Genomic DNA, 17,624 nt, shown 5'->3' with positions numbered 1-17,624 from the left:
AATCGGACGCCGCGGCTTTAGACCGGGAACATACCCGAAACTCGAAAAGCGAGTCCCGAGCATGCGAGAGGCCGCCATTGTTTCCACTGCGCGCACCGGCGTCGGCAGGGCCGGGCGCGGCTATTTCAACGATACCGAAGCGCCGGTTCTCGCCGCGCATGTGATGAACGCGGCAGTGGCGCGCGCCGGGATCGACCCAGCGCGGATCGACGACGTCTTCTACGGCATGGGCAATCAATGGGGGACGCAGGGCGGCAACATGGCGCGGCTCGCTCTGTTCGCGGCGGGGATTCCGCACAGCGTCCCGGCGTTCAGCCTCGATCGGAAATGCGGCTCGGGGCTGACTGCGATCGCACTCGCCGCACGCTCGATCATGACCGACGAGATCGACGTCGCGCTCGCGGGCGGGATGGAATCGATCAGCCTGACGATGAAGAACGCGCCGCGCGTCGTGAACCCCTCGGTGATCGAGCAAGTGCCCGCGGCGTACATCCCGATGATCGAGACCGCCGAGATCGTCGCCGAGCGTTACGGAATCAGTCGCGCGGCGCAGGACGAATTCGCCGCGATGAGCCAGCAGCGCGCCGCGGCGGGTCTCGAGAAGGGTGCGTTCGCCGAGGAGATCGTGCCGATCACCGTCCAGAAAGCGCTCTACGACAAGGAAGGCAACCACACCGGCAGTGAGACCGTCACGGTGACGCAGGACGAGGGCATCCGCCCGGGCACCACAGCCGAAGCCCTGGCGGGGCTCAAGACGGTTTGGAAAGACGGTGAGTTCGTGAAGGAGGGTCGCAACGTCACCGCCGGCAATGCCAGCCAGCTCTCCGACGGCGCCGCCGCGCAGATCCTGATGGACCGCAAAACCGCCGAATCCGAAGGCCGCGAGATCCTCGGCATCTATCGCGGCTTTCAGGTGGCGGGATGCGAGCCCGACGAAATGGGAATCGGCCCGGTCTTCGCAGTGCCCAAGCTGCTCGCGCGTACGGGGCTAGCGATCGAGGATATCGGGCTGTGGGAGATCAACGAAGCGTTCGCGAGCCAATGCCTTTATTGCCGCGACACTTTGGGGATCGATCCCGACAAGCTCAACGTCAATGGCGGCGCGATCGCAGTCGGCCATCCGTTCGGGATGACCGGGAGCCGGCTGGTGGGCCACGCACTGATCGAGGGCCACAAGCGCGGCGTGCGCTATGTCGTCGTATCGATGTGCACGGCCGGCGGCATGGGCGCCGCCGGCCTGTTCGAGATCATCTGATAGCTCGTCATCCCGGCGAAAGCCGGGACCCGAGCCCCACATCCATCGCCTGAAGCTCTGGGCCCCGGCTTTCGCCGGGGTGACGGTTATAGCCCCAGCGCGCGCGCCGCCGCAGCCTCCGCCTGGGCGTGCAATGCCCAGAAACTGGCGATGTGCTTGCCCTCCAGCCGACGTTCGAGCACGGCGAGATGCGAGCCCCAGCCGCCGCCGAAATTGCGCGCATCGTCGGCGCCGCGCAGACCGGCATGGGTGAGCGTCAGGCGGGTGCGGTCATTGCCGATGCGATCCAGCTCGATCGTCACTTCGCCCGCCTCGCCGCCCGACCAGGTGAAGGCGATCAGCCGGGGTGGTTCGAGCTTGGTGATCGTCTCGCTCCACGCCTTGCCGTCATAGGGCGCATAGCGTTCGGGCATCGGATCAGGCTCGTCGGCAAGGTTGCCGTGCCGCATCGTCATGCCGATTGCGCCGCCTTCGTGCAGCTCGGTCGGCCCGCCCATGAACCAGCGCGCGCGCAGTTCGGGATCGACCAGATATTGCCATACCGTCTCGATCGGCGCGGCGAGATCGCGCTCGAAGCGCAGCGTTTCTGCAGTAATCGTGTCAGCCATTTCAGCTCTCCAATATGCGGGTCAGGCTTTCGAGGATCATCGTCCAGCCCTTGCGGGTCTGCGCCTCATAGGCCGCCCATTGCGGGTCCATTTCGTGGGTTAGGGTGAGCGTGCAGCCATCGCTCACGTCGGCGATGTCAATCGAGACGCGGGTCCATTCGCCTTCCTCCGCGGGGTCGGCGGCGAACAGGAAGACGAGGCGGCGCGGGCGATCGATTTCGAGATAGCGGCCGCGATGCTCGGCATCGCCGCCGGGACGACGCTCGGTAAGCGTGAAGCCGCCGCCGACACGGGGATCGATCTCGCAGCGGATCATCTCGCCGTCCGGCGTGGCGAACAGGAAGCGCACGGCATCGGCGGGATCGAGCCAGGCATCGAACACGCGCTCCGCCGGCGCGGCGAAATCACGCGTCACGGTGAGGACAATCGGTTCGCTCATTGCAGGTTGATCTGCCATGACACGCCGAACTTGTCGGACACCCAGCCGAAGCGGCGGCTCCAGCCGTAATTGTCGAGCGGCATCAGCACCCCGCCGCCGGCACTGAGCGCGGCGAACAGCCGATCGGCCTCGGCCTCGTCGGCGCAATCCAGGAAGAAAGACCAGGACGGCGTGAAATCGAAGCCGTGGGTGATGAAGCTGTCATGCACCATCACCGGCTGGCCGGCGATCTCGACATGCGCCCGCAGCACCGTGCCTTCGGGGCCCGGACCTTCGGCTCCGAAGCGCTCGATCGAGACAATGCGGCTGCCGGGAACGATTTCGACATAGAAATCGAGCGCCGCCTGCGCCTTGCCATGCTGGAACATGAGGAAGGGAGTTGCCGTGGTCATTCGCGTCCTCCGACATCCTTCTTCTGGTCTTCGGCGATCAGCGCCTCGAGCCGATCGAGGCGGAGCGTCCAGAACTGCTCCCATTGGCGGAGCCATTTGTCCGCCTCGGCCAGGGGCCCGGCATTGAGGCGGCAGAGCTGGTTGCGGCCGACCTTGCGGCGCGCGACGAGCCCGGCGCCTTCGAGCACCTTCACGTGCTTGGCGGCACCGGCGAAGCTCATCGAAAAGGGCTCGGCCAGTTCGCCGATCGACTTCTCGCCGAGCGCGAGAGTGGCGAGCATGCCGCGCCGCGTGGGATCGGCCAAAGCGTGGAACGTCGTATCGAGTCGTTGTTCAACCATATAGTTGAGCATAGGGCCGGCAGGAATTTAGTCAACCAATTGGTTGAATATTATTCCGGCGCGGTTTGCATCGCAGAGGCCCGCGATGCCCGGATGCTGTCGAACGCGTAGAGCGCGCAGCCCGTCCAGATCAGCGCGAAGGTGGCGATGTGGACGGTGCGCACCGGCTCGCCGAACAGCAGCACTGCCTCGGCAAACTGGAGCGAGGGCGCGATATATTGGAGCAGCCCCAGCGTCGCGAGCGGCATGCGGCGGGCGGCGGCGGCGAACATCAGCAGCGGCGCGGCTGTGACTGCGCCGGCAAGGATCAGCAACAGATCGAGATGCGTCGTCTGGCCGAATGCGCCGGTGCCCGCCTGGCTCGCATGGACCAGCAAAGCGAGGCTGAACGGCGCGAGCAGCAACGTCTCGACAGTGAGGCCGCCGAGCGCGTCGATCGCGGCAACCTTGCGCAGCAGCCCGTAGAGCCCGAAGCTGATCGCGAGCGCGAGCGAGATCCACAGCGCTCCGCCGCCGCTGACCGCCAGAACCAAAACGCCCGCCGCGGCGATCGCGATCGCCACGCCCTGGATCCGCCGCAGCCGCTCGCCGAGAAAGGCGAAGCCCAACCCGACATTGATCAGCGGATTGATGAAATAGCCGAGGCTGGCCTCGAGCACATGATCGTTCTGGACCGCCCAGATATAGACGATCCAGTTTATCGCGATCAGCAGGGCGCTGCCGAGGAGCAGCAACAATGTTCGCCCGCGCGCGGCGGCGAAGATCGGCCGGGCGCGCCGGAAGATCACGATGATCACCGCGAGCAGCACCAGCGACCAGAGGACGCGATGCGCGAGCACCTGCAGCGCCGGCACGCCCTTGAGCAGATGGATGTAGAGCGGGAGGACGCCCCAGAGCGTATAGGCGCCGACGCCGAGAGCGAGCCCGCCGGTATCGGCGGTGGACGAAGTACGCATGCATCCCCCTTGCCCGACAAGCGCGAATCGGCAAGCCGCAGATGGCTTCGCCCCGGCAAAGCCCCGCTACGCCGGCGCCGCGCGGGCCCTCTTGCGTGCCGGCGCGACTCGGTTACTTCCTGCGCTCAGGGGGAACGCATGAACCACATCGAAGAAGCGGGTCGCGAGACCCCATACGACCATCCTGTCATCGCGACGCTTGCCGGCGTGGCCATCCTCGTGCTGGCCGCATTGCTGGCGCCACGCCTCGTGCCGCAACAGCCGCTCGGGTCGTTGATCGGTGCTGGCGCCGTCTTCGCACTGCTGCTCTGGGCAGTCGGTTTCGTCGTGACGACGCGCTATTCAACCTTGGCATGGAAGCTCGGTTCGCTCGTCTTGCTGCTGGCGGCGGGCGCCGGTGTGGCGATGATCGCGCACGCGCAATATGAGACGCTGGCGCGTGCCGATGCGAGCAGCTTCGCCGAAGTCGAATTCGGGCCGGGCGGCGCACCCAAGGTGCCGGCAGGCGCCGCATCGCGCGGACCGCTTTCGCGGCTGTTCGTCGAGAGCGTGACTGCCGATGCGCAGGCGCAACGCGATTTCGGCACTGCGTTCGGCCGACTCGGCGTTGCCAATTTGACCAGCCCCTATCTGCTCGAACAGGATCCGCGCGCGCTGTCGCAATGTGTGGCGATTGCCGATCTCCGGACACTGGCGCAGTCGCAAGCGGCTGACCGCCACCGCCGCGCCACGGCGATGGCGCAGGCGCTGGCTGCGGCCAATCTGCCTGCAAAGGCGAAGCAAGGCATCGCAGTGATGTCAGGGCCGACGGCATCCGCTAGCGATCCGCTGCTCGCGAACCAGATTGCAATGGTCGGCGCGACCTCCGAGCTATGCGAACTGCTGGCGAAGCGCGGCTGGTTCAACAATGGCGGCTATTTCGGCTTCCGGAGCGGCGCCGACGAAGCGCGGTTCCGCGCCTTGTCGAAGCGCCGGATGGAACTGGCCGGAGAGACGGCGCGGATCGAGCGCGCGGCGCAGGAGCGGATGAGTTCGGGCCGCGAAATGGTGCGCGACGTGCTGAGCCGATCGATCTTCCTGCCGGGCTAGGCCGGCCGCACCGGATTGGCGGCGTCGGCACCGACGACGGTGTTCCACGGCTGGACATGCCAGCGCGTGACCAGCCCGTTCGCCACATAGGGATCGGCCTCCGCAAAGGCGCGGGCGGCATCGGCGTCGGTGAACAGCAGCAGCGCCGATTCGACCGGATCGCCGACCGCGCCGCCAAGCAGCAGTGCACCGCGCCCGGCCGCCACCCATGCGAGCGCGAGATGCTGCTCGCGAAATGCCCCGCGACGCTCGATATAATCGGGCGCGAGATCGTAGCGGAGCAGGAAATGCGCCATCTCAGTCGGCGAACAGCAGAACCGGCGTCTCGAGCAGTTTCTTGACTGCCTGAACATAGCTCGCCGCATCCCAGCCATCGACGACACGGTGATCGCAGCTGATCGAGAGGTTCATCAGCTTGGCGCGAACGATCTCGTCACCCTGGAAGATCGGACGCTCGACGATCTTGTTGGGGCCGATGATCGCGACTTCGGGCCGATTGATGACGGGGGTCGTGGCGATGCCACCGAGCGGACCCAGCGATGTGACGGTGAGCGTCGAGCCGCTCAGTTCTTCGCTCTTCGCCTTGCCGGTGCGCGCGGCATCGGCGAGACGCCCGATCTCGGACGCGAGCTGCCAGACATTCCTGTCCTGCGCATCGCGGATCACCGGCACCATCAGACCCGCATCGGTCTGCGTCGCCATGCCGAGATGGACGCGGCCGTGGCGCGTGACGACGCCGGCCTCGTCGTCATAGCGCGCATTGATCATCGGAAAATCGGGGATCGTCCGGCAGATCGCGACGATCAGGAACGGCAGCATCGTCAGCTTGGGGCGATTGCCGCGATTGGCGTTCAAGTCGCCGCGCATGGCTTCGAGCGCAGTGACGTCGATCTCTTCAACATAGGTGAAATGCGGGATCGCGCGCTTCGACGCGGCCATGTTCTCCGCGATGCGGCGGCGCATACCGATGACCTTGACGGCCTCGTCCTCGCGGGCGCGGCTTGCGTGCGGGGCGTGATAGCCCTGGCCCTGGCCGTAGCGGAGATAGGCGTCGAGATCGGAATGGCGCAGCCGATCGCCTTCTGCCTTCACGGCGGCGAGATCGATGCCGAGGTCGCGCGCACGGGCCCGGACGGCGGGAGAGGCGAGGACGTGGCGGTCGTTCTGCGCTTCTTTCTTGTGCTCCGGCGAAGGCCGGAGCGCTGCGTTGTCGACAGGCTCCTCTCCCCCAAAGCTCCGGCCTTCGCCGGAGCACGGATGGGCTCGGGGGCGGGCTCGGCCACTTCGACGCCGGGATTCTCCGCCTCGACCTGTTCCTCGACTTCCTCGGAAACCGCCGCTTCGTCCCCGTCGGTCTCGACCACCATCAGCGCCGAACCGATCGCGACCTGATCGCCGACTTCGCCCGCGAGCTCGACCACCACGCCCGACACCGGTGATTCCATCTCGACGGTCGCCTTGTCGGTCATCATGTCGGCGACCTGCTGGTCCTCCTCGACACGCTCGCCGACACGCACGTGCCATGCGACGATCTCGGCCTCGGCGATGCCTTCGCCGATATCCGGCAGGCGGAAAGTGAAGCGGGCCATCAATGCACTCCGTTCGTGTCGAGCGAAGTCGAGACACTTTGGCGCACGGCCAGGCTTCCGTTTCTCGACTTCGCTCGAAACGAACGGAAGGGATTGGACATCATCAGTCCTTCAGGAGTTTCTTGAGCGCCTCGGCAATGCGGACCGGGCCCGGGAAATAGGCCCATTCGAGGCTGTGGGGATAGGGCGTATCGAAGCCGGTGACGCGTTCGATCGGCGCTTCGAGATGGTAGAAGCAGCGCTCCTGCACCAATGCCGAGAGTTCGGCGCCGAAGCCGCCGGTGCGCGTCGCCTCATGGACGATCATGCAGCGGCCGGTCTTCTTCACCGATTGCTCGATCGCCGCGATGTCGAGGGGGACGAGCGTGCGCAGATCGATGATCTCGGCGTCCACGCCCAATTCCTCGATCGTGTTTGCGACGACATGGACCATCGTGCCGTAGCACAGGATCGTCACTGCCTCGCCGGCGCGGACCGTCGCCGCCTTGCCGAGCTCGACTCGGTAATGGCCCTCGGGCACTTCGCCCGCGGGATGCGCCGACCAGTTCTTCGAAGGCCGGTCGTAGTGGCCGTCGAACGGGCCGTTGTAGATGCGCTTGGGCTCTAGGAAGAGGACGGGATCATTGTCCTCGATCGCAGCGATCAGCAGCCCCTTGGCATCATAGGGCGTCGACGGGATCACCGTCTTGATGCCCGAGACGTGGGTGAAGATTCCCTCCGGCGACTGCGAGTGCGTCTGTCCGCCGAAAATGCCGCCGCCATAAGGCGAGCGCACCGTGATCGGCGCCGTGAAGTCCGCCGCCGAGCGATAGCGCAACCGCGCGGCTTCGGAGACGAGCTGGTCGAGCGCCGGATAGATATAATCGGCGAACTGGATCTCGGGCACCGGCCGCAGCCCGTACGCGCCCATGCCGATCGCGACGCCGATGATGCCGATCTCGGTGATCGGCGTGTCGAACGCCCGGGTCTTGCCGTATTTCGCCTGCAGCCCAGCGGTCGCACGGAACACGCCGCCGAAATAGCCGACATCCTCGCCCATCACGACGACGTCCGGATCGCGCGCCATCATCACGTCCATGGCCGAGTTGATCGCCTGGATCATGTTCATGCGGATCGTCGCGCCCGCTTCGTCCGCGGCGCTCATATCCCCGCCGCCTTGCGCTCGGCGATCATCTGTTCGGACTGTTCCTTGAGGTGCCACGGCATCTCCTCGAACACGCCTTCGAACATCGTCTCGAAGGGCTGGTGCATGCCATGGCCGAGGATGCCGTTCTTCTCGGCTTCCTTCTGGGCACGCTTCACTTCTTCGGCGAGCTCGAGATCCTGCGCGGCGTGGCGTTCCTCATCCCATTCGCCGAGCGCGATGAGGTGGTCCTTCAGCCGGCGGATCGGATCGCCGAGCGGCCATGCATTGGGCTCACCCGCCGAGCGATAGGCGGTCGGGTCATCGGACGTGGAGTGGCCCTCGGCACGATAGGTGAAATGCTCGATCAGCGTCGGCCCCTGATTGGTCCGCGCGCGCTCCGCCGCCCATAAAGTCGCGGCATAGACCGCAAGCGCATCGTTGCCGTCGACGCGCAATCCGGCAATGCCATAGCCCACCGCGCGCGCCGCGAAGGTCGTCGCTTCAGCACCGGCAAAGCCCGAGAAGCTGCTGATCGCCCATTGGTTGTTGACGACGTTGAGGATGACCGGTGCCTTGTAGACGGTCGCGAAGGTCATCGCCGAGTGGAAGTCGCCTTCCGCGGTCGAACCCTCGCCGCACCAGGTCGCAGCGATTCGGGTATCGCCCTTGGCCGCGCTCGCCATCGCCCAGCCGACCGCCTGCGGATATTGCGTGGCGAGGTTGCCCGAGATCGAGAAGAAGCCGTGATCCTTGGCCGAATACATGATCGGCAGCTGCCGGCCCTGCAGCGGATCGCCCTTGTTCGAGTAGATCTGGTTCATCATCGTGACCAGCGGATAGCCGCGCGTGATCAGGATTCCCTGCTGGCGATAGGAGGAAAGCACATGTCGTCGCTGGCGAGCGCCATCGTCGCGGCGACCGAGACGGCCTCCTCGCCGGTCGACTTCATATAGAAGCTGGTCTTGCCCTGCCGCTGGGCGCGGAACATGCGCTCGTCGAAGGCGCGGACCATCGCCATCGAACGGAGCATCTTCCGGAGCGCGTCCGGATCGAGCCGCGGGTTCCACGGGCCGACCGCCTGGCCCGATTCGTCGAGCACGCGGACGAGCGTGTACGCGAGTTCATGAAAGTTGGCGGCAGGTTCGGCGGTGTCCGGGCGGCGGGCCGAACCCGCTGGCGGAACCTCGACGTCGCTGAAATCGGCTTCGTCGCCAGGGCGGAACCGCGGTTCCGGCACATGCAGCGATAGCGGCGGCAAATTGGCGCGCGGGGCGTCCATGGTCTCTCCGAATTGCAGGCCGTGTCGCTTCGAGAACGCACGGGCCCGGTTTCCGGACGCTTGTTATAAAATTTCAAAAGCCTTGTCGAGTAGGTCAGCAAGACTGACCTGATGACAGCGCCGGTCAGTGGCGGAAATGCCGCATTCCGGTGAACACCATCGCGAGCCCGGCTTCGTCGGCGGCGGCGATGACTTCGTCGTCACGGATCGAGCCGCCGGGCTGGATCACGGCGGTGGCGCCGGCTTCGACCGCGGCGAGCAGGCCGTCGGCGAAGGGGAAGAAGGCGTCCGAGGCGACTGCCGAATCGATTGTGCGCGGCTGGGCCCAGCCTGCCTTGTCGGCAGCGTCCTTCGCCTTCCACGCGGCGATACGCGCCGATTCGAGACGGTTCATCTGGCCCGCGCCGATGCCGGCCGTGCTGCCGCCCTTGGCATAGACGATCGCGTTCGACTTGACGTGCTTCGCCACGGTCCAGGCGAAGCGGCAATCGGCGAGTTCCTGTTCGGTGGGCGCGCGCTTCGTGACGACCTTGAGCTCCCCAAGTCGACCATTGTCGCGCGACTGGACGAGCATTCCGCCCGCGATCGACTTGAGCATCAGCCCCGGGCGGGCGGGATCGGGCAAGTCGCCAGTGATCAGCAGGCGAAGGTTCTTCTTCGCGGCGAAGACCGCGCGGGCATCCGCATCGGCATCGGGGGCGACGACGACTTCGGTGAAGATGCCGGCCATCGCCTCGGCGGTCTCACGGTCGAGCTTGCGGTTGACCGCGATGATGCCGCCGAATGCGGATACCGAATCGCAGGCGAGCGCCTCGAGATAGGCTGCCTTCAGCGTATCGGCAGTGGCGACGCCGCACGGGTTGGCGTGCTTGACGATGACCACCGTCGGCGGACCGTCCTTGAACTCGGAGACCAATTCGAGCGCGGCATCGGCATCGTTGTAGTTGTTGTAGCTGAGCGCCTTGCCCTGGAGCTGCTCGGCCTGCGCGATACCGCGCGTGCCGGTCTGGGGAGGTAGAGCGCCGCCGACTGGTGCGGGTTCTCGCCGTAGCGCAATTCGGGCCCTTTGGTGAGGGCCACCGGCAGCGTGGCGGGGAAGGTCTCACCCTGATCGGCGAAGGCGAACCAGCTCGCAATCGCTGCGTCATAAGCGGCGGTGGCGGCATAGGCCTTGGCGGCGAACTTCCGGCGCTGCTCCAGCGTGGTGCTGCCGCCATGAACGAGCGCATAATCCGCGGGATCGGTGAGGATCGCGACCGATTCGTGGTTCTTCGCCGCCGAACGCACCATCGAGGGGCCGCCGATATCGATATTCTCGATGATCTCTTCGCGCGCGGCGCCGCGCGCCACGGTCTGTGCGAAGGGATAGAGGTTCACCACCACCAGATCGATCGCGCCGATATCGTGTTCGTCCATCGAGGCGAGGTGCTCGGCATTGCCGCGCACCGCGAGCAGGCCGCCATGCACCTTGGGGTGGAGCGTCTTGACCCGGCCGTCCATCATCTCGGGGAAGCCGGTGAGATCGGAGATGTCGCGGACCTCGAGGCCGGCATCGCGCAATGCCTTGGCGGTGCCGCCGGTGGAGACGAGCTCGACGCCCTGCGCCGCTAGCGCCCGCCCGAGTTCGATGATTCCAGCCTTGTCGGAAACCGAAAGGAGTGCGCGCTTGATCGTGACCTGGTCCATGGCCCGCCCTCCTAAGGATCGAGCCCCGCGTCGCAACCCCTATTTCGCCCGGTGGAACAGCCAGCTTATGTTGGTGCCGCCCGCGGGGCTGACGCCGGTGACGACGAGCTGCTGGCTGGGCAGCGGGCGACCGCGCGGATCGACCCAGAGGCTGTCCTCGATCGCGAGGTCGCCGCCCTTGCAGCGGAATTGCCAGAGATGCCCCGATGCGGTGCGCAGGATCGCGGCGAAACCGTCCGCGGTGGGCGTCACCTCGACTTGGGGTGGAGATGGAAACGCGCGGTGAACGGCGGCGGGGCCTTGTGCTTGCGCCGATCCGCGGGGAGCAGCATATCCTCGCCGCGAATGTCGCGGCCATCGGGCGACATCGCCACGATGCGGCGGTGGAGATAGCCGAGCCTGCGGACATAGCCATCATGGCTCGCCTCGATCCGGCTGGCGCTGTCGGTCTCGTGCCGCGCGAGTTCGACTTCGACCACCCCGCGGCCGAGCGTGCCGTCCGAATGGATCGCCGTCGAATTGCTGTTGCTCAGCACGAGGGTGGAATGCGCGGCGGTGGTGCGCAGGCCTTCGGTGAGCGCCGCGGGGACCTGGGCATTCGCCGAGCGCGCGCCGCCGCAATTGACGACGATGCGATCCATGCCGTCGGAGAATTCGAACGCCAAGGTCGAGGCGCAGCCGCCCTCGACCAGCCGCGCCAGCGGCGGCGGCGCGGCGTCCATGATCAGCACGCTCTGCCCCGCGGAGAGCCGCTGATAGCCCCATTCGCGCGCCTGCTTGAGCGGGCGGGTACGCACGCCGGTCGCTTCGATCACCTGCTCGATGACGTCGCCCGATATCGGGCCCGAGCCCTGCCAGCTCGAAAGGCCCCTGTCGCCATGGCACAGCCCGAGCAGCGCCGTGACCATGCGCGCGCGCGCCGCTTCGATGAAGTCGGGCGTTCCGAGGCGGCGTGCGGCATAGGCTTCGCTCAGAATCGTCAGGAGCTGAATCGATTCGAGCTGCGCGTCGGGCGACCGCGTGACACTACCGCCGTCGTCGAACACCGAATTTTCCAGCGTGCGCCTGAGGCCATTCTCGCCGAAGACTCGGCGCGGATCGCCGCCGGGCATCGACAGGCCCGCCACCAGGACGCCCGCCCAGGCGGCGATGCGCGCGACGCCGGGCTGGACGCGATCGGCGCTGCGATCGAGATGCCGCGCGCCGCGGGCGAGCGCATGGAGCACGCTCGACCGGTAGATCAGATTGCTGGACGAGAGGATCAACGGGGCGTGCGCAGTCCAGAACAGGATGCGGCGGCCCCATTGATCGGCGCGCCACGCCGGATCGGAGACCTTCTCGCCATGGGCCTCCAGCCAACGCCGCATGATCTCCTCGGCGATCGGCGCACCTTGCGCGCGCGTCGTGACGCTGGAGAGGTCGCGGAGCCAGGCAAAGCTCTGCAGATATTCGGCGAAGGGCGTCGACCAGCCGGGCCTGGCGAAATCGAGATCGGCGATCGGCCGCTCTTCGCCGCGGAAATGGACCACGCCATCGAGCAGGCCGTTGCCGCGATGGACGTCGCCGAAAAAGGGATCGTCGGGCACTGCGATGAGCTTGAGCGGATAGCGCCCGCGCAGCCGCATCGCATGGAGCGGCGTGCCCCAGGTCAGGCGCTGGAAGCGTTCGGAAATGCGCTCCGCAAGGCTCAGGCCGCGATCGCCGCCGGTGCGGATGAGCCGCTTGCCTTCCTCGACTCCGTCGGCGCCGGACCCGGGCGGTGAATCGTTCATCCGCCTCGTAGCGCGGCAATATTGTCGGCGTAGCGATCAGGGCCGCCGGTGAACGTGGCGGTGCCGGCGACCAGCGCATCGGCGCCCGCGGCGATCACGCGCGGCGCGGTATCCCGATCGACGCCGCCATCGACTTCGAGGTCGATCGCGCGGCCCGATGCGGTGATCCGCCGGCGGAGCTCGGTGATCTTGGGAAGCTGGCTCTCGATGAACTTCTGGCCGCCGAAGCCCGGGTTGACGCTCATCACGAGGATCAAGTCGATCATGTCCATGACATGGTCGACAACATCGACGGGCGTTGCCGGGTTCAGCACCACGCCGGCGCGCTTGCCCAGCGCCTTGATCGTCTGGAGCGTGCGATGGAGGTGCGGGCCCGATTCGGGATGCACCGAAATGGTATCGGCGCCGGCATCGGCGAAGGCGGCGAGCAGCGGATCGACCGGCGTGATCATCAGATGGACGTCGAACGGCTTGGCGGTGTGCGGCCGCAGCGCCTTGATCACTGCAGGGCCGATCGTGATGTTGGGCACGAAATGGCCGTCCATGACGTCGACATGGATCCAGTCGGCCCCGGCGGCGTCGATGGCGCGGATCTCCTCGCCCAGGCGGGCGAAGTCGGCGGAAAGGATCGAGGGGGCGATGCGGACGGCGGGCATGTCGATTGCTCTAGCATGGCATGATTCGCGCGCAACCGTGGGGATCGCTCAATATCTAGAACGTATCGACATTCACCCACCCCTAACCCCTCCCAAAAAGGGAGGGAATTTGAATGTCGATTCAGCCGGCGTCGCGCGATACGGCCAGCATGTCGCCGATGATATCGTCAATACTACGATCACTGATACCCGAGGCCCTGCCGACATCGATCGCGGTCTGGAGCCTGCGGCGGGCCTGTTCCGCCTCCTGGTCGCGACGCACCAGATCGCGAACATAGTCGCTGGTGCTGGCATAGCGGCCTTCGGCGACGCGTGCTTCGGCCCAGCTCTTGAGTCCATCGGGGATTGAGACGTTCATCTGTGCCATCGCGCGAATGTAGGTTTTCGCGCTATTATTGACAACTAGCTCCGCCGCAGACGGACGATGAAGAAGCCGTCGAGACCGCCGACATCGGCGAGCACTCCGGGGAGAAGGCGAAGGCTGCCGTCGTCGCGCGGCGCAATACCAAGCGGGAGCTCATCGGGCGATATCGGCAGGATCGCAAATTCGGGATGCTCGGCGAGGAAGCGGGCGAGCTGCGCCTCGCCTTCCTGCGGCTCGAGCGAGCACGTGGAGAAGACCAGCGTGCCGCCGGGCTTCACCCATGAAGCGGCGCGAGCCAGCAGGCCTGACTGAAGCGCCGCCATTTCGGCGATCAGTGAGGGGCGAACGCGGTGGAGCACGTCGGGGTGGCGGCGAAAGATGCCGGTGGCGCTGCACGGCGCGTCGAGCAGCACGGCGTCGGCGGGGCGGCCGGCGCCCATTTGAGGAGATCGGCGGCAATTACCGTCGCGGCGAGCCCCGTGCGTTCGAGATTTTCGTGAAGTCGCGCGAGACGACTTTCCGAGACGTCGACGGCGGTCACGGCCCAGCCGGCCGCAGCGAGCTGGAGCGTCTTGCCGCCGGGCGCGGCGCAAAGATCGAGCGCCGTGCCCGCACCCTTGCCGATCAGCCGCGCGGGGATCGAGGCAGCAAGGTCCTGCACCCACCAATCGCCTTCGACATAGCCTTCGATGCCGGTGACCGCGGCCTTTTCGTCGAGGCGAAGATGGCCGGGAAGCAGGCTCTTGCCCGGCAGATCGGGCGCGCGCGCCGGATCGCGCAGCGTCAGGTCGAGCGGCGGCGGGACCGCGATGGCGCGCTCTGCATCCTCGATCATCTGGTCGCCCCAGGCAGCGTGCCAGCGCAATGCCACCGGGTCGGGAAGCGTGGGAGGCTCCGGCAAGCTCGCTCCCTGCCGGACGAGCGTGCCGAACACGCCGTGGACGAGTTTCCGAGGCCCGCCGTCGACCAGGGGAGGACGGTGGAAATGGCGGCATGGCCGGGCGTGCCGAGCACCAGCGCCTGGACCAAGGCGATGCGCAATGCGAAGCGTGCCTTGGCGTCGTCGGGCAAGTCGCGCTGAGTGGCCGAATCGATCAGCGCATCGAGATCGGGAAGCCGGCGGAGCGTTTCGGCGGCGATCGCATGGGCGAGCCCGCGATCGTTGGGCGCGAGGCCGGAGGCGGCCGAATCGAGCGCCTGCTCGAGCGCGAGGCCGCGGCGGAGCACGGCATCGAGCAGCTTGAGCGCCGCCCGGCGCGCGGGGACGCCGGGGCCGTCGGGCTCTTGACCGCTCGGGCGGCGGGGGCGATTGGGGGCTTTACTCATTGGAGCCAGTGCCATGGGCCAGCGCCCGAGCCATGTGAAGCCCCCGCAGCATCTCTCGAAGAGCCCGTCGGTGCCCAAGCCCGCACCCGCCGCGCCGGCAACCGACCCGCTCGACCCGACGCGCTATGGCGATTGGGAACGCAACGGGGTCGCCGTCGACTTCTAGGAGTCGAGCGCGGCGAGCAGCTTCTGCACCGTGTTCCAGTTGCGGCCGGTATTGGCCTGCGAGAGCTTCGCCTTCTGCAGCACCGGAATCAGGTTCGAGCGACCCTGACCGTCGGGGAAATCGGTGAACAGCTCGCGACCGACCACCACCATGCGTTCGGGGCCGTCATAGCTCTGGGCCAGCCGATCGATCGCCGCCTTGTCGACGGGATCGCGGTGGAAGCTGACGACGAGGAAGCTCGGCGCTCGCGCGCCTCGTCGGGGAAGGGATTGGCTTCGACCAGCTTGGCAAGCTCGGCGCGGTTGCGGACGAAGACCTGGGACTTGAGCCCGGTCGCTTTCTCCAACGCGGCGTGGAGATCGCGCTCGAGTGCCTCGGGCTCCGTATCGCCCGCCTCGAACACGACATTGCCGGAGGCGAGGATCGTCTTGACCTCGGTGAAACCCATTCCCTCGACCACCGCCTTCAATTCGGCCGATTTGAGCTGCCGCTTGCCGAGGTTGATCCCGCGCAGCATCGCCGCCCACTTCATTGGACTTCCTCCCGCAAGGGGCGGCTGAGCAGCGCCTCGATCACGTCACGCACCGCGGCGCCTTCGAGCAGCGCGTTGACTGCCTGGGTCACCGGCATGTCGACTCCGGCTTCGGCGGCGGCCTCGCGGAGCACGGGGGCAGTGAAGGCCCCTTCGGCCACGGTCTTGCGGTCGGCCATCAGCTCGGCGGCGCTCTTGCCCTGACCGAGCCCGACGCCGAGCGAGAAATTGCGCGAATTGGTCGAGGAGCAAGTCAGCACGAGATCCCCGAGGCCGGAAAGGCCGGTGAGCGTTTCGGCCTGGCCGCCACGGGCGAGGCCGAAACGCGTCATCTCGGCAAAGCCGCGCGCGATCAGCGCGGCGCGGGCGTTTAGTCCAAGGCCGGCGCCTTCAACCACGCCGCAGGCGATCGCGAGGACATTCTTGACCGCGCCGCCGATCTCCGCCCCGATCACGTCGGCCGAGCCATAGGTGCGGAAAGCAGGGCCGGCCAGCCGCTCGGCAAGGCGGGTGCGCAGGGCCTCGTCCTCGCAGGCGAGCGTGACTGCGGTGGGCTTTCCGGCGGCGACTTCGTGCGCGAACGTGGGGCCGGAGAGCACGGCGATCGGCGCATCGGGCGCGGCCTGGTGCGCGACTTCGCCGACGAGCAGGCGGCTGCCCGCCTCGATCCCCTTGGCGCAGAGCACGAGCGGCGTGGCCCCGACCGGCGCGGCGGCAAGGACGGCGCGGACATGCTGGGCCGGGGCGACGACGAGCAGCGCATCATGGCCGGCGAGATCGGCGAGGTCGCCGGTGGCGCGGATCGTATCGGAGAGCGCGACGCCGGCGAGGAAGTGGCGATTCTCATGCGATTCGTTGACGCTCTCGACCACTTCGGGCTCGCGCGCCCAGAGCGTGACGGGTTGCCCGCCGCGCGCCGCTACCTGCGCCAGTGCAGTGCCCCAGGCGCCGCCGCCGATGACCCCTATTCTCATTTGGCGATCCTCATGCCTTCACGCCCGCGCCGCGCACTTTCTCCGCCCCCGGATCGAGCGGCCAGCGCGGACGGGCCGGGAAATCGAGCGGATCGGTGAGCCCGGCTGCGAATCGCTCGGCGCCGGCCCAGGCGATCATCGCGGCATTGTCGGTGCATAGCCACAGCGGCGGCGCGACGAAACGCATGCCGTGTTCGCCGGCAAGCCTCTCCAGCGCATTGCGAACGCCGGCATTCGCGGCGACTCCGCCCGCGACGACCAGCGCAGTGGCGTCGACCGACTGCAGCGCACGGCGCGTGCGATCGAGCAGGCAATCGATCACCGCCTGCTGGAAGGAAGCGGCGATATCCTCGGCTTTGTACTGATCGACGACGCGCGCGACGGCGCTCTTCAATCCGGCGAAGGAGAAATGCGGTTCCGAAGAGCCGACCAGCGGGCGCGGCAGCGGCACGGCGCGGGGATTGCCCAGCGCTGCGGCTTTCTCGACCGCGGGACCGCCGGGAAAGCCGAGCCCGAGCAATTTGGCGGTCTTGTCGAACGCCTCGCCCGCGGCATCGTCGATCGTCGTGGCGAGCCGGCGATAGCGGCCCACCCCTCGACCAGCAGCAACTGGCAATGCCCGCCCGAGACGAGCAGCAGCAGATAGGGGAAAGCGAGATCGGGGTCAGCGAGTCGCGGCGACAGGCCGTGGCCTTCGAGATGGTTTACTGCGATCAGCGGCTTGCCGCTGGCGAGCGCGAGCGCCTTGCCGGTGACCAGCCCGACCATGACGCCGCCGATCAGCCCGGGCCCGGCGGTTGCGGCGACGGCGTCGACTTGCGCGAGTGTGATCCCGGCCTCGGCGAGCGCGGCCTCGACCAGCGGGGCCATCACTTCGACATGCGCGCGCGCGGCGATTTCGGGAACGACTCCGCCATAAGGCCGGTGCGCCGCTTCCTGCCCCGCAAGCTTGTGCGCGAGAATCCGGCGATCGCTCGTCACCAGAGCGGCGGCAGTCTCGTCGCAGCTCGATTCAAGTCCCAGAATCAGCGCCATGCATGTCCCCTAACCGTTCGCCCTGAGCTTGTCGAAGCC

The 17,624-nt window shown here is 67.2% G+C and carries 16 protein-coding genes and 6 pseudogenes; 3 read left to right on the top strand and 19 right to left on the bottom strand.

Annotation, left to right across the window (positions count from 1 at the left end; genetic code table 11):
* Window positions 1–61: 61 nt before the first annotated feature.
* Window positions 62–1,255, top strand: a complete 1,194-nt coding sequence (locus tag PIB19_RS16130; protein WP_271238164.1) for a thiolase family protein — start codon at window positions 62–64, stop codon at window positions 1,253–1,255.
* A gap of 86 nt (window positions 1,256–1,341) precedes the next feature.
* Here PIB19_RS16130 and PIB19_RS16125 read toward each other — a convergent pair whose 3' ends face one another.
* From PIB19_RS16125 to rarD, 5 genes are read right to left on the bottom strand one after another with little or no spacing between them, the layout of a single operon-like run.
* Window positions 1,342–1,863 (bottom strand): SRPBCC family protein, encoded by a 522-nt coding sequence (locus tag PIB19_RS16125; protein WP_271238163.1) that lies wholly within the window; start codon window positions 1,861–1,863, stop codon window positions 1,342–1,344.
* A 1-nt stretch (window position 1,864) separates the two neighbouring features.
* Complete coding sequence (locus PIB19_RS16120; RefSeq protein WP_271238162.1) at window positions 1,865–2,302, bottom strand: SRPBCC family protein; 438 nt, start codon at window positions 2,300–2,302, stop codon at window positions 1,865–1,867.
* Window positions 2,299–2,694 (bottom strand): VOC family protein, encoded by a 396-nt coding sequence (locus PIB19_RS16115; protein WP_271238161.1) that lies wholly within the window; start codon window positions 2,692–2,694, stop codon window positions 2,299–2,301. The genes PIB19_RS16120 and PIB19_RS16115 overlap by 4 nt, the downstream gene beginning before the upstream one ends.
* Window positions 2,691–3,035, bottom strand: coding sequence for an ArsR/SmtB family transcription factor (locus PIB19_RS16110; protein ID WP_271238160.1), 345 nt, complete (start codon window positions 3,033–3,035; stop codon window positions 2,691–2,693). The genes PIB19_RS16115 and PIB19_RS16110 overlap by 4 nt, the downstream gene beginning before the upstream one ends.
* A gap of 50 nt (window positions 3,036–3,085) precedes the next feature.
* Window positions 3,086–3,991, bottom strand: coding sequence for an EamA family transporter RarD (rarD, locus tag PIB19_RS16105; protein WP_271238159.1), 906 nt, complete (start codon window positions 3,989–3,991; stop codon window positions 3,086–3,088).
* A 138-nt stretch (window positions 3,992–4,129) separates the two neighbouring features.
* Between rarD and PIB19_RS16100 the strand changes: the two genes are divergently transcribed.
* Window positions 4,130–5,080, top strand: coding sequence for a hypothetical protein (locus PIB19_RS16100; RefSeq protein ID WP_271238158.1), 951 nt, complete (start codon window positions 4,130–4,132; stop codon window positions 5,078–5,080).
* Here the strand turns inward: PIB19_RS16100 and PIB19_RS16095 are convergent.
* From PIB19_RS16095 to PIB19_RS16050, 10 genes and pseudogenes are all read right to left on the bottom strand, one after another.
* A complete protein-coding gene (locus PIB19_RS16095; RefSeq protein WP_271238157.1) occupies window positions 5,077–5,376 on the bottom strand; it encodes a YciI-like protein in 300 nt (99 codons plus the stop codon). The two genes, PIB19_RS16100 and PIB19_RS16095, sit on opposite strands and share 4 nt — an antisense overlap.
* Before the next feature lies 1 nt (window position 5,377).
* Window positions 5,378–6,669 (bottom strand): annotated as a pseudogene (locus tag PIB19_RS16090) (dihydrolipoamide acetyltransferase family protein).
* Window positions 6,670–6,772: 103 nt separating this feature from the next.
* The gene (locus PIB19_RS16085) at window positions 6,773–7,777 is read right to left on the bottom strand and encodes an alpha-ketoacid dehydrogenase subunit beta (protein WP_271241016.1); all 1,005 of its coding nucleotides are present in this window, start codon (window positions 7,775–7,777) and stop codon (window positions 6,773–6,775) included.
* Window positions 7,778–7,809: 32 nt separating this feature from the next.
* Window positions 7,810–9,074 (bottom strand): annotated as a pseudogene (locus tag PIB19_RS16080) (3-methyl-2-oxobutanoate dehydrogenase (2-methylpropanoyl-transferring) subunit alpha).
* A gap of 124 nt (window positions 9,075–9,198) precedes the next feature.
* Window positions 9,199–10,760 (bottom strand): annotated as a pseudogene (purH, locus tag PIB19_RS16075) (bifunctional phosphoribosylaminoimidazolecarboxamide formyltransferase/IMP cyclohydrolase).
* A 39-nt stretch (window positions 10,761–10,799) separates the two neighbouring features.
* Window positions 10,800–11,668: pseudogene (locus PIB19_RS16070) on the bottom strand (heparinase II/III family protein).
* A gap of 860 nt (window positions 11,669–12,528) precedes the next feature.
* The gene (gene rpe / locus PIB19_RS16065; RefSeq protein WP_271238156.1) at window positions 12,529–13,188 is read right to left on the bottom strand and encodes a ribulose-phosphate 3-epimerase; all 660 of its coding nucleotides are present in this window, start codon (window positions 13,186–13,188) and stop codon (window positions 12,529–12,531) included.
* Window positions 13,189–13,309: 121 nt separating this feature from the next.
* Window positions 13,310–13,555 carry a type II toxin-antitoxin system ParD family antitoxin gene (locus PIB19_RS16060; RefSeq protein ID WP_271238155.1) on the bottom strand — a complete coding sequence of 82 codons (246 nt, stop codon included), beginning with the start codon at window positions 13,553–13,555 and terminating at the stop codon, window positions 13,310–13,312.
* Window positions 13,556–13,590: 35 nt separating this feature from the next.
* Window positions 13,591–14,387: pseudogene (locus PIB19_RS16055) on the bottom strand (RsmB/NOP family class I SAM-dependent RNA methyltransferase).
* Window positions 14,384–14,878, bottom strand: coding sequence for a transcription antitermination factor NusB (locus PIB19_RS16050; RefSeq protein WP_271238154.1), 495 nt, complete (start codon window positions 14,876–14,878; stop codon window positions 14,384–14,386). The pseudogene PIB19_RS16055 and the gene PIB19_RS16050 overlap by 4 nt, the downstream one beginning before the upstream one ends.
* Window positions 14,879–14,891: 13 nt before the next feature.
* Between PIB19_RS16050 and PIB19_RS16045 the strand changes: the two genes are divergently transcribed.
* Window positions 14,892–15,044, top strand: a complete 153-nt coding sequence (locus PIB19_RS16045) for a DUF1674 domain-containing protein (RefSeq protein ID WP_271238153.1) — start codon at window positions 14,892–14,894, stop codon at window positions 15,042–15,044.
* On the opposite strand, the gene PIB19_RS16040 is transcribed toward PIB19_RS16045, so the two are convergent.
* The 4 genes and pseudogenes from PIB19_RS16040 to tsaD form a co-directional block, all read right to left on the bottom strand.
* Complete coding sequence (locus PIB19_RS16040) at window positions 15,041–15,190, bottom strand: hypothetical protein (protein ID WP_271238152.1); 150 nt, start codon at window positions 15,188–15,190, stop codon at window positions 15,041–15,043. The two genes, PIB19_RS16045 and PIB19_RS16040, sit on opposite strands and share 4 nt — an antisense overlap.
* A complete protein-coding gene (locus PIB19_RS16035) occupies window positions 15,133–15,576 on the bottom strand; it encodes a DUF1697 domain-containing protein (RefSeq protein WP_271238151.1) in 444 nt (147 codons plus the stop codon). Before PIB19_RS16035 ends, PIB19_RS16040 begins: the two co-directional genes overlap by 58 nt.
* Window positions 15,573–16,550 carry an NAD(P)H-dependent glycerol-3-phosphate dehydrogenase gene (locus tag PIB19_RS16030; RefSeq protein WP_271238150.1) on the bottom strand — a complete coding sequence of 326 codons (978 nt, stop codon included), beginning with the start codon at window positions 16,548–16,550 and terminating at the stop codon, window positions 15,573–15,575. Before PIB19_RS16030 ends, PIB19_RS16035 begins: the two co-directional genes overlap by 4 nt.
* A 10-nt stretch (window positions 16,551–16,560) precedes the next feature.
* Window positions 16,561–17,585: pseudogene (gene tsaD / locus PIB19_RS16025) on the bottom strand (tRNA (adenosine(37)-N6)-threonylcarbamoyltransferase complex transferase subunit TsaD).
* Window positions 17,586–17,624 lie beyond the last annotated feature (39 nt).

It is taken from the genome of Sphingomonas sp. 7/4-4, from assembly GCF_027941955.1.
Lineage (GTDB): Bacteria > Pseudomonadota > Alphaproteobacteria > Sphingomonadales > Sphingomonadaceae > Sphingomonas.
The sequence above is the reverse complement of the archived record's forward strand: the minus strand, read 5'-3'. Positions and strand labels throughout refer to the sequence as shown.

Excerpts from the sequence above, each read along its gene's own strand:
- PIB19_RS16050 (WP_271238154.1), bottom strand. The coding sequence starts at position 14,878 with ATGAGTAAAGCCCCCAATCGCCCCCGCCGCCCGAGCGGTCAAGAGCCC.
- PIB19_RS16110 (WP_271238160.1), bottom strand. The coding sequence starts at position 3,035 with ATGGTTGAACAACGACTCGATACGACGTTCCACGCTTTGGCCGATCCC.
- PIB19_RS16095 (WP_271238157.1), bottom strand. The coding sequence starts at position 5,376 with ATGGCGCATTTCCTGCTCCGCTACGATCTCGCGCCCGATTATATCGAG.
- PIB19_RS16120 (WP_271238162.1), bottom strand. The coding sequence starts at position 2,302 with ATGAGCGAACCGATTGTCCTCACCGTGACGCGTGATTTCGCCGCGCCG.
- PIB19_RS16035 (WP_271238151.1), bottom strand. The coding sequence starts at position 15,576 with ATGAAGTGGGCGGCGATGCTGCGCGGGATCAACCTCGGCAAGCGGCAG.
- PIB19_RS16100 (WP_271238158.1), top strand. The coding sequence starts at position 4,130 with ATGAACCACATCGAAGAAGCGGGTCGCGAGACCCCATACGACCATCCT.
- PIB19_RS16130 (WP_271238164.1), top strand. The coding sequence starts at position 62 with ATGCGAGAGGCCGCCATTGTTTCCACTGCGCGCACCGGCGTCGGCAGG.
- PIB19_RS16085 (WP_271241016.1), bottom strand. The coding sequence starts at position 7,777 with ATGAACATGATCCAGGCGATCAACTCGGCCATGGACGTGATGATGGCG.
- PIB19_RS16045 (WP_271238153.1), top strand. The coding sequence starts at position 14,892 with ATGGGCCAGCGCCCGAGCCATGTGAAGCCCCCGCAGCATCTCTCGAAG.
- rarD (WP_271238159.1), bottom strand. The coding sequence starts at position 3,991 with ATGCGTACTTCGTCCACCGCCGATACCGGCGGGCTCGCTCTCGGCGTC.
- PIB19_RS16060 (WP_271238155.1), bottom strand. The coding sequence starts at position 13,555 with ATGGCACAGATGAACGTCTCAATCCCCGATGGACTCAAGAGCTGGGCC.
- PIB19_RS16115 (WP_271238161.1), bottom strand. The coding sequence starts at position 2,694 with ATGACCACGGCAACTCCCTTCCTCATGTTCCAGCATGGCAAGGCGCAG.
- rpe (WP_271238156.1), bottom strand. The coding sequence starts at position 13,188 with ATGCCCGCCGTCCGCATCGCCCCCTCGATCCTTTCCGCCGACTTCGCC.
- PIB19_RS16030 (WP_271238150.1), bottom strand. The coding sequence starts at position 16,550 with ATGAGAATAGGGGTCATCGGCGGCGGCGCCTGGGGCACTGCACTGGCG.
- PIB19_RS16125 (WP_271238163.1), bottom strand. The coding sequence starts at position 1,863 with ATGGCTGACACGATTACTGCAGAAACGCTGCGCTTCGAGCGCGATCTC.